At 71.7% G+C, this 1,844-nt stretch carries 1 protein-coding gene; it reads left to right on the top strand.

Going from position 1 to position 1,844, the window contains the following annotated elements:
- Window positions 1-397 precede the first annotated feature (397 nt).
- Window positions 398-1,813: a transcriptional regulator gene (locus tag ADL29_RS42375; RefSeq protein ID WP_157878396.1), complete on the top strand. Its 1,416-nt coding sequence runs from the start codon at window positions 398-400 to the stop codon at window positions 1,811-1,813.
- The last annotated feature ends 31 nt before the right edge of the window (window positions 1,814-1,844 follow it).

Below are 1,844 nucleotides of genomic sequence, written 5' to 3'. Positions count from 1 at the left end.
TCCGGCCCCGGGCGTTCGGTGGCCTGTCGGCCGAGGACGTGACCGCGGTCGAGTCGGCGCAGAACCGTACGCACCTGTTGCAGCTCTCCCGTGGGGAGTTCGACCCGGCCGCGTTCGCGGCGGCCGACGCGGACGGGGGCCCCGAGGCCCGGTCATCGCTCATGTCTGCGTTCGTCATCTGGTGGGCGGCCCGTATGCCGGCGCACGCCTACGTGGCGGAGTTGGAGCACCGGTTCGCGGCCGACCTGACCGCACAGACGCAGGCACCCGGCCGCTATGTCGAGTCGTCGGCGGACAAGGCCGCGGGTCTGTGGGCCGGTCTGGAGTTCGCGCTCTCCCGTGGGTGGGTCACTCCGGAGCGCTCCCGGGAGCTGTGGGAACGGGGGTGGGCCGGTCTGTGCGAGTCCCTGCGGGCGCCGTCCACGGCGGGATGCCCGCGCAGGGTCAGGCCCTCGGGTGGCGCGGGGAGTACGCGCAGGGCGCCGGTATCGGCTGGACGGACGGGACGCGGCTGTACCTGCTCCCGTCCGCCGCCGCCCCGTACGTCATCCAGAAGTCGGCCGACTCCGGCGCCCCCATCGAGATCACGGCCCGTGCCATGGGTGAGGCCCTGGAAGCGGCCGGACTGCACGCCGGGTGCAAGGCGCCGGACGAGTGGCCCGAGGGCACCCTCGGAGCCGCCGCCGTGGCCGAGGCCGGGCCCGTGGCCGCCGCCCCCGCTCCCGTGGCTCCCCTGGCCGCCGTGGCGCCCCCTGTGGGCCCCGTGGCCGTGGACGAGCCGGTCCTCCCCGAGCCGGAGCCGGAGCCCGAGACGGCCCCCGCCCCGAGCCGCCAGGCGTCCCGGAAGCCGCGGCCGGAGCCGACCGTGTGCGCGAGCATCGCGGACCGCGTGGCCGCCGCGCTGGAAAAGGCCGGCGGGGACGTGGACAAGGCGACCGCCGCCCTGATCAAGACGGCCATCCCGGACGGGATGGAGTTGCTGGAGTCGACCCGGGTGTCTGCCCGGTACGACTTCACCGCGCACCCGCCGGAGCCCGAGATCCTGCGTAAGCCGTCCAAGAACGGCGCGAACGAGGTGTGGGAGGCCCGTCCGAAGTGGACGAACCCCAGCACCCCGGACGGGACCGAGGTGCAGCTCCTGGACGTGAACGCGGCCTACCTGTCGGCCCTGAACACTCACCTCCCGATCGGCGGATTGCAGCACGCCACGGGCGGAGAGTTCGACCGGCGTCGGTCCGGCCTGTACCTGATCACCCCGCCGGAGTGGACCCGTACTGATCTGCCCAACCCCCTCGGGTCGCGGGAGCTGTCCGGGGACCTGTGGGTGACCCGGCCGACCCTGCAACTCCTGATGGACGCGGCAAGCGAGAAGTTCGGGCGCCTGTGCGACGCGCCGGTCATTCACGAGTCGTGGACGAGCGGGTCCTCGGAGAGCATCCTCCGGGCCTTCCGGATCATCCTCCGGGACGCTCGTGCGGCGGCCATCGAGTCGGGGGACGAGGTGACCCTCGCCTACGTCAAGGCCATGTATTCCAAGTTCATTTCCACGTCCGCGAAGGCGTCGAAATTCAATCACCTCATTGAGCGCACAGACTGGTCACAGATCATCCGGGCGCAGGCTCACGGGAACCTGTGGCGCCGTGCATTCAAGGCGCACCCCGCCGGTCTGACCGTTCACCGGATCACCGGCACCGACGAATTGCACGTGGCCGGAGACTGGCGCGCGGTATTCGCTGAGGGCCGGGGGCTGACCGAGATGAAGACGAAGGGCGCCTATGTCGTCGGCGCCCCGGTCACGGAAATGGGGGAGTGACGACATGGCCGGGAAAATCACGGGCGCATAC

Source organism: Streptomyces chattanoogensis (assembly GCF_001294335.1).
GTDB classification, from domain to species: Bacteria; Actinomycetota; Actinomycetes; order Streptomycetales; family Streptomycetaceae; genus Streptomyces; species Streptomyces chattanoogensis.
Note: the sequence above shows the minus strand (reverse complement) of the source record. Positions and strands in the feature narration are given on the sequence as shown.